This is a genomic window from Candidatus Eisenbacteria bacterium, from assembly GCA_005893305.1.
Lineage (GTDB): Bacteria > Eisenbacteria > RBG-16-71-46 > SZUA-252 > SZUA-252 > WS-9.
Genome location: VBOZ01000005.1, coordinates 1 through 8,398, shown reverse-complemented (window position 1 = coordinate 8,398; position 8,398 = coordinate 1). Strand labels below are relative to the sequence as shown.

At 65.4% G+C, this 8,398-nt stretch carries 4 protein-coding genes and 1 pseudogene (1 of these 5 cut by a window edge); 2 read left to right on the top strand and 3 right to left on the bottom strand.

Annotation, left to right across the window (positions count from 1 at the left end):
* Positions 1–162, bottom strand: a pseudogene (gene murQ, locus E6K79_00915) (N-acetylmuramic acid 6-phosphate etherase); it reaches 721 nt to the left of the window's first position.
* A 23-nt stretch (positions 163–185) separates the two neighbouring features.
* Positions 186–4,271, bottom strand: coding sequence for a hypothetical protein (locus E6K79_00910; GenBank protein TMQ67024.1), 4,086 nt, complete (start codon positions 4,269–4,271; stop codon positions 186–188).
* A 315-nt stretch (positions 4,272–4,586) separates the two neighbouring features.
* On the opposite strand from E6K79_00910, the gene E6K79_00905 reads away from it, so the two are divergent.
* A complete protein-coding gene (locus E6K79_00905; GenBank protein ID TMQ67023.1) occupies positions 4,587–6,632 on the top strand; it encodes a phosphodiesterase in 2,046 nt (681 codons plus the stop codon).
* Positions 6,619–7,539 (top strand): hypothetical protein, encoded by a 921-nt coding sequence (locus E6K79_00900; protein ID TMQ67022.1) that lies wholly within the window; start codon positions 6,619–6,621, stop codon positions 7,537–7,539. Before E6K79_00905 ends, E6K79_00900 begins: the two co-directional genes overlap by 14 nt.
* Before the next feature lie 124 nt (positions 7,540–7,663).
* Here E6K79_00900 and E6K79_00895 read toward each other — a convergent pair whose 3' ends face one another.
* Positions 7,664–8,359, bottom strand: coding sequence for a hypothetical protein (locus E6K79_00895; GenBank protein ID TMQ67021.1), 696 nt, complete (start codon positions 8,357–8,359; stop codon positions 7,664–7,666).
* Positions 8,360–8,398 lie beyond the last annotated feature (39 nt).

Here is an 8,398-nt window from a genome sequence, read left to right as displayed (position 1 = left end):
GACCGCCTTCGAGATTTTCGGGACTTCGCGCGCGACCGCGCGTGGCACGCGCGAGTCCTCGCGATTCATGAGGCGCAGCACTTGCGGCGTCGAGAGCTGGTCGAGCCGGCGGGAGCGAGGGTTCCGCTGCTCCGTCACGAGCCCGGAGAGCTCCCGGAAGATGGCCTTTCCGCTCCGCCGGTCTTTCACCGAGAGCGGATCATCCTACCGTCTCGGGTGACCGTGCGGCCGGATGCATCGGTCGCACGGATGCGGAAGAGGTAGAGGCCGATCGCGGTTTCGTGTCCTTGCGAGTCTCGGCCATCCCAGCAGAAGACGTTGAACCCGGGATTCCCCGGAAGCTGGACCGATGAGACGCGGCGCCCCGCCACGGTCATGAGGAGGAGCTCCACCCGGTTCGCGGGCGCGCTCAGCTCGTACTGGAAGATGGATCCTCCGCAGCCCGCACCCTGGACTTTGGGGCTCACCACCGCGACGCCGCGCATCGTGAACTCCGCGCTCACCTGGTAGGAGGCCTGATCGAAGCCCGCCGTGCGGCCGCCGACCGCGATCTGGAGGACGTGGGCCCCCGGGCCTCGTCCTTCGGGGAGGCCTTGGAGCGTCCACCGGCGACCCACCACGTCCGTCTGCGTCTTGGTGACCGTGATCGGGACCCCGTCCAGGTAGAGCGACAGCGAATCCGCGGTGACCGGGATGGGCGTCGTCACCTCCGCGCGAAGCACCGCCTCGTTCTCCACGAAGACGCCGCTCACGATCACGATCCCGTTCGCCTTGTAGATGACCGGCGTGCGCACCCTGAGCGAGAATATCTGAAGCCGGTCGTTCCCGTCGATCGCGCGGACCTGAAGGTCGTAGTTCCCGACGCGCGGCCGCGCGCGGGTCGTCACGGTCACGCGGCGCCCGCTGTCGGCGTAAGCGGTCGAATAGGACGTCGAGTCGATCGGGGTAATGGTCCCGCTCGCGACGTCCCGCTCGGCGAGCGAGACCTTCTTGACGCCAGCTTCGTCGCGCGTCTTCGCAACCAGCGTGACGCTGTCGGTCGGCGAATTGCTGGTGAAGGTGCTGTCGTTGGCGAATGTGGCTCCGTCAAGCTTGACCTCGAACACCCGTGGCGGGAGAGCGTCCATCCGGAGCATCGGGTCGCCGAGGAGACTGATGGTGCGGTTCATGATCCCCTGTCCCAGACCGCCGCTCATTCCGTTCTGTACGGCAGCGGTTCCGAGCACTTCGCCCATGATCCATCGAGCACGGCGCGGCTCCCCTGGCGGGGGCGTAGGGACGGGTGGGGTCGTGAAAAAGGCCTCCGCCACAAAGAAATTGTAGTTCGCGTTTGTGTTCAGGTACTCGTACCCACCGCTACCAAGCGATCCAATGGAACCTCGGGTCGGCAAGAAGAGCCACTGTTCCCCGATAGCCCTACTGCTGTCCGAAAGTGTCGCTGCCGGGCCATCCGGAAACTGATTCGCGTGGCAGCCCCACACCATCAAGAGCGAAGGGCGGCCGTAATTCAGAAGTCGGTCGGGGCCAATGGGTGAGGCGCAGTACAGGGTTGACGTGCAATAGATGTCTTCGTGGGCAATCAAATACCGGTTCGCGTGGGCTTCGAAATTCACGATCAGGCTCCCCTGGCCGATCGCGGCCTCCAGTTGGTCGTAACCGCCGCCTGGGGAATTGAGAACGTTCTTCACGTTCTGGAGGTTTCGACAGGTATTTCCGAATCCGTCGTCAAATGTCGGAATTGGGTCCGTGAACGTGGCGAGATTGTAGAAATTTGAGGTGATGTCCTGTCCTGACTGGCTCGCGTTTGCGAGGTCCGCCATGTTCTGGTTGCCCTGCCTGAAGTCGGCCTCGTCTGGCGAGAAGCAGTAGCTCGATGCGGAGAATATCCCCGTCGAGAACTCATCATCCGACACGAGGAGCATTCGTCCTCGCCAGTCGTCGCTCGCCTGAAAATTCTCGTATTGGATCACCTTGGTCACGAACTGGTCCAGGTCGGCCGCGCTCCCGGCAGGAATTCTCGCGAGGAAAACGCTCGGTACGTAGTCCGCGTCCCCAGGAATCGCGGCAGACAGGTTCAGGGTGTAGTGCGAGTCGTGCGCGACCAGCTCGGCGCCTCCAGGGCCCGCAATGCTCTCGAACTGCAAATAAGTGGGCACCCAATCGACACCGCTCGTGGCCATGTGGTGCTTGTTGTCCATGCTGGCGTCGCCGGCGATCAGTGCAAAGGTGGGCCGCGGGGTCCAGGCAAGATATCCATGGCGAAGGTAGCGCCGGATCGCCCGTGTGGACTTGATGCCGCCATTGAATTCGTCGTAGACGTCCTGCACGTCCGCCACCTCCACCACATATCCCTGCGCCCGCCGATAATCGGCAAGCCGATTCGCGGGCGTCAGAAATGCCTGGGGCGTGATGACAATCGACCGTGCGATGTTCGTCGGCGAGAACGGGCTCGGGACGAAGAGCGAGGACGGAGTGTCCTGGGTGGCGGCGGAAGCCGGAACGATCGTCTCGAAGTTCGGGATGAGGGCCACGAAGCGGCGCTCGCCGGCCGAGGCGTCGGTCCGGAAGACCAGCTCGAAATCGGGGCTCAAGGGATTAATCGTCACGTCGGTCACTCGCTTGGGGGCGGTCGGCGTCGTGACGTCGTAGACCTCGATGTTCGAGTAGGTGAAATTGCCGACGTGGAGCTCCACGACTCCGCCCGACCCGCCGCTCGTGAACTTGAGCACCTGGCCCCGAGGGCGGTAGAACCGCGAGTAGGTCACCTCGATCCAATCGAGCCACGCCTTGCTCCCGTTCGAGAATGGCCCCCCGGACGGAGGCTGTCCTTCCCCCACGTGTTGGTACCGATTGGAGCCGCCGCCGATGTGCGACCCGGGGATCGTGATACCGGTATCCAGGGCGTAGACCTCCTGATCGGAGAAATTCGCATTCGCGGCGAGCGTATCGGCCACTCCCGACGAGGATTGATAAAAGATGTGCAGCCGGTGATTCCTGTTCATCTGACCCTGATAATAGGATCGGATGCGGAACGGCTGGGTGACGTCAGGATCCACGAAGGGAATCGGCTGGTCGAAAACGTCGGGAAAGTCGAGGTTTCCGTTCGTCCAGAAGAAGTAATCCACCGCTTCCGGGGGCGAGGCGACGGACCGATTCGGTGACGGCAACATGAACACGTCCTGCTCGAGATGAATCGTGTCGAGGAACGAGGTGGGCGTTGTCGCGGGCCCTGGAATCGAGCCCGAAATCGAATCCATCGGCGCCGCCGGCGTCGCGCCCCAGGTCAGCCAGTAGACGTTGGCGTCCGCATAGCGGTTCTCGACCGAGCCAGCGCCCACGCGGTCCCGGAGGCTACGCCCGTAGAACGTGATCAGGTCCTGCGCGTCGAAGACGCCATTGGAATTGTTGTCGCGCGGCACGACTGGGATCGGCGTGACCGTCGCGCTGTCTCCCACGTCATCGTAGCCACGCTCGGAGAGCGTGATCGTGTTGATCGGGATGCTTGAGGGGAACCCGGCGCCGCTCATCGCCGCGAAGTTCACCGCCGTCCAGCCGGTCGCCGTGACGGCGATCTTGAATTCCGGGTTCACCGCGCGCCGCGCGCGCGCCACCGGCCGCGGCAGCGATCTCGGCCGCGCGGGAAATGACCGCGCCGATTGGAAGTTTCGGACGAGACCCTCTTGCACGCGGCGCCACGGGGCAGCGTCGCCGCCGAGGCGGAAATTGGGACGGGCAGCACGCTCCGCGTCCGTGGCCGGGACGAAATCGACCCGAACGCTCATGCGGGCGAGCGTGCGGTAGGCGCGCGCGACGGGGTCCCAGCGCACGGGATGGACCAAAACCGGAACCACCCACATCTCTCCGACGGCGGCGCCTTTCCCGAGCTCCACCGCCTGCGCCGGATAGACACCGGGGCGCGCGTAGATCGCGGGATCACGGTCGATTCTGTACTCGCTCACTGGGCCGCTCTTGGGATCATCCGAGATGAAGCGCTGGTGCACGACGGGGACCGGCTGCGGGGGTCCCGCGCGCTCGTTCCACTGCTCGGACGCGATCTTGAGGCGCGGGCTCATTCCATCCGGTACGGCGACGTGGATGGTCGCGGTGGGGAGCGACGGGCGCCCCGGCGGCTCCACGACCACAGCTCCACCCACCGAAACCCGCGTATACGCCACGCCGTTCACGCTCAGGGTGTCGAACCGGATCTCGCCGGGCACGTAGTCGAAGGTCGCGCCGCGAAGATCCTGTGCCGCGGCCCGAATGCTTCCCATCGAGGGTGCTGCGCTCGCCTCGACAGCGCCGCCCCCTAAAATCACGGCCAGGAGGGCAATCAAGGAAAGAAGGAGGAGCGCTGAGCGTCGTCTTCCGAGAAGGCGGCCTGGACGGATGAGCGTATTCCCTCGCGCCCGAGAGTGGGAGGAGATCGTGGACGCGGGATTATAGGAAGCCAGACCGTGGAGCGTCAAGGCAACCCGCCGAGAGCGATCCGCGCGCCTCCCAGAGCGATGTGCGCGCACCCGCGCGCCCGGCCGGTTTGACACTGCGCGAGCCGCGATGCTACGATTTTCGCCGCTGGAATCGATGGAATGCCTCTCTCCGACCCAAGGAGTGGACCGATGCGGATGGTAGGCCCGGTCGCGCTCCTTGCGGCGCTTGCGTCCATCGCCCTCTCGGATATCCCAATCCCCGCCGAGCCTCATGAACGTGTTTACATCCTCGGCTTCGACGGAATGGATCCCGTCATGGCCGACCGGCTCATCGCCGAGGGGAAGCTTCCGAATCTCGCCTGGATGAAGGAGCACGGCGCCATGCGCCGGCTTCAGACGACGAACCCGGCTCAATCCCCCGTCGCGTGGTCCGCGTTCTCGACGGGGATGAATCCGGGCAAGACCCGGATCTTCGACTTCCTGCGCCGAAATCCCGCGACCTACTACCCCGATTTCTCGACCGTCACGATCCAGCGCGGCAAGTTCGCTTTCGGATTCCTCCCTATGCGGGCCCCGAAAATCACGAACAATCGCGAGGGAACAACGTTCTGGCAGATCGCCTCCGGCCACGGGGTCCGGACCGCGGTGCTCGAGGCCCCCATCAACTTCCCGCCCGAGAGGCTACAGAATGGCGTACTCCTCTCGGGGCTTGGGGTTCCCGACATCCGCGGGACCATGGGAACTTTCTCCTTCTGGGCGACCAACGCGACCGGGGTGGGCGACACGGAGATGGGCGGGAAAATCGCTCGGCTCCGGGTCGACGCGTCGGGTCGAGCCGGCTCGGTGATTCATGGGCCGCGAAATCCGCTGGCGTCGCGGGATGCCGAGGGCCGGATCCCGGACGTCACGCTGCCCGTCCAGTTTCAGCGCCTCCGCGGGGCGCGTCCCGGCGAGGCGGGCTCGGTCAAGATCGGCGTGCAGGGCCGCGTGCGGATCGTGCGCCAAGGAGAGTGGAGCGATTGGTATCCGATCGGCTTCACGGTAGCGCCTATGATCACGCTTCACGGGATCGCCCGCTTCCACGTCGTGGAGGCGTTTCCCGAGCTCAGAATCTACCTCTCCCCGATCAACTTCGACCCGCGCCGGCCGCCGGTGCCGATCTCGACGCCGCCCGCCTACAGCGCCGACCTCGCCGGGCGAAACGGTCTCTACAAGACGCTCGGCTGGCCCGAGGACACCTGGGCCCTGAACGAGGAGGCGATCGACGAGCGGGTATTTCTCGAAGACCTCAACTTCACGTTCGACCGCCAGCGCGCGCTCGTCTTCGACGCGCTCGATCAAATGAACCCCGACCTCTTCGTGAGCGTGTTCCAGTCGACCGACAAGGTGCAGCACATGTTCTGGCGGCTGATCGACCCTCAACATCCCATGTACAACCGGCGGCTGGCCGCGCTCTACGGCGATGCCATCGACCGCGTCTACATGCGCGCCGACAGCCTGGTGGGCAGTCTCCTCGAGCGGTGCAAGGACGGACGGACCACGCTCCTCGTCGTCTCGGACCACGGATTCTCCAGCTTCCGGAAGGCGGTGAACATCAATACCTGGCTCGTGCGGAACGGGTACATGACGCTTTCGCGGCAGGACCCGGTCCGGGACCGAAACCTCGAGGATCTCTTCGGCCGCGGGACGTTCTGGCCGAACGTCGACTGGCCCAAGACGCGCGCCTACGCGCTCGCCCTGGGCCAGATCTACGTGAACTTGAAGGGGAGGGAGCGCTACGGCGCCGTCGCGCCGGGGGCCGAGTACGACTCGCTTCGGAAGGAGATCACGCGCCGGTTCAGCGCGCTTCGCGATCCCGATACGGGCGAGCAGGTCGTGCGGAAGGTCTACGCGCGGGAGGAAATCTACAAGGGCCCCTACTTCAGCGAGGCGCCCGATCTCGTGGTCGGCTTCGAGCGGGGCTACCGCGTCTCGTGGCAGACCTCCCTGGGTGGAATCCCTCCGCGGATCATCGAACCGAACGAGCGGCGGTGGAGCGCCGACCACTGCTCGGTCGATCCGAGCCAGGTGCCTGGGGTCCTCTTCTCGAGCCGTCCCATCGGGAGCGCCGACGCGCACATCATCGACCTCGCACCGACCGTGCTCCGCAGGCTGGGAATCGCGCCGGCGGCCGACATGGACGGAAGGGATCTTGGCATCCGCTGAGCGGGCCCGGCTCTACTGGGAGCTGGCCCGCCCCTTCACGCTGATCGCCCCCGCGCTGGGAATGTTCACCGGGAGCGTGATCGCCCTCGGGGCGGCCCCGCCGGTGCCGCTCGGGCCATGGCTGGCCGCGAAGATCGCGCTCGGCACGCTCATGGCGGCGGTCCTGAACGCGGCCTCCAACGTCCTGAACCAGGTCACCGATCTGGAGGCCGATCGCCTCAATAAGCCGGCCCGGCCCATCCCCGCGGGCCGGGTCTCGCCCATGGAGGCAATCCGGCTATCCGGATGGCTCTACGTCGCCGCCTTCGTGCTGGCCTCCCTCGTGGGCCCCCAATGCACGCTCCTCGCGGGAACAGCGGCAGTCTTCACCGTCCTCTATTCGGCGCCGCCCTTTCGCCTGAAGGCGGTCCCGTACCTCGCGAATCTGGTCATCGCGATTCCGCGCGGGCTGCTCTTGAAGGTGGCGGGCTGGTCGTGCGTGCGGGACTTCGGCCGGCTCGAGCCGTGGTACATCGGCGCCGTGTTCGGCCTCTTCCTGCTCGGAGCCACGACGACGAAGGACTTCGCGGACGTGCGGGGCGACTCCGCGGCTGGGTTCCGAACCCTGCCGGTGGTCCATGGGGCGCGGCGGGCCGCCTGGATCACCGCCCCCTTCCTTGTTCTACCCTTCCTGCTGATCCCCTATGGGGTCGCCCACGGCTACTTGACCGGGCACCCCGGGGTCTTGCTCGGACTCACCGGACTTCTCGCGGCGTGGGGCAGCTACGTGGTCTACCTGATGGTCCGCCGGCCCGACGACCTGGCCCGAACGGAGAACCACCCCTCCTGGACGCACATGTACGTGATGATGTTCGTGGCCCAGATCGGCTTCGCGCTGGCCTATCTGATCCGGCAGGGCGGGCCGTAGGGGCGGTGCGCCCGCGAACGCGGAAAGGTCGGGCGGCGCCGCGTCCGGTGTAACGCAAGAGGGGCGGCGCCGTGTTGGCACCGCCCCTCCCCTTCCGCCACCTATGCCACGAACGTAACTTCGTCTACTTGTACGTCATCTTGATCTTGCCCCAGGTTGTGGTCGTCACCGGAATCCGCTTCTGCGTGTTGCCTGGGCAGCCGAGCTCGCCGTTGGCACAGAAATCCACCCCCAGTCGGATCGTGTGGTCGCCCTGGCTGCCGCTGCAGCTCGAGCCGAACGACGTACCCGCGAGTGGGTGCAGCGTGCTCGTCGTCATGAAATCGAGGTCCGGCGTGCCCGTCACGGTGATGGCAAGGGAGCCGAGCTTGTACCTACCCGGGGGATCGTACGTGAACTTGTACTTGCCGACCCAGATGTCGCCGGCACCCTTGCACGTGACTGCGTCGCCACAGAGCACGCCCCCGTTGGCATAGCCCATGTTGTCGGTCCAGGCGCCGTACTGAACAGACCCGGTTCCGGAATACCGAAGGATAAATTCGTACGAGTTGATCTGGAACGTCTCACCCGTCTGGCATGTAGCGGGGGTGCCATCCACGTTCTGATCGGTCACGAGATAGATGTCAATCGAGGTGACCGTCGAGCTGAGCACATCGGGCTCGATCGGCGGGTCGGGCGGCGGATTCGGCGGATAATAAATCGGATTCGTGCTGTTCCTACCGTCTCCGTTGGTGTCGAGGAACAGGTACTGGCTGTAAGCGGGGGCACCCACCATCATCATCACCCCCACAACCGCAAGCAGTAGTAAGCAATTCTTCATCGAGCTCCCTCCTTGTCCAAACATCGACCATGGACACCC

Excerpts from the sequence above, each read along its gene's own strand:
- E6K79_00910 (TMQ67024.1), bottom strand. The coding sequence starts at position 4,271 with ATGGGAAGCATTCGGGCCGCGGCACAGGATCTTCGCGGCGCGACCTTC.
- E6K79_00905 (TMQ67023.1), top strand. The coding sequence starts at position 4,587 with ATGCCTCTCTCCGACCCAAGGAGTGGACCGATGCGGATGGTAGGCCCG.
- E6K79_00895 (TMQ67021.1), bottom strand. The coding sequence starts at position 8,359 with ATGAAGAATTGCTTACTACTGCTTGCGGTTGTGGGGGTGATGATGATG.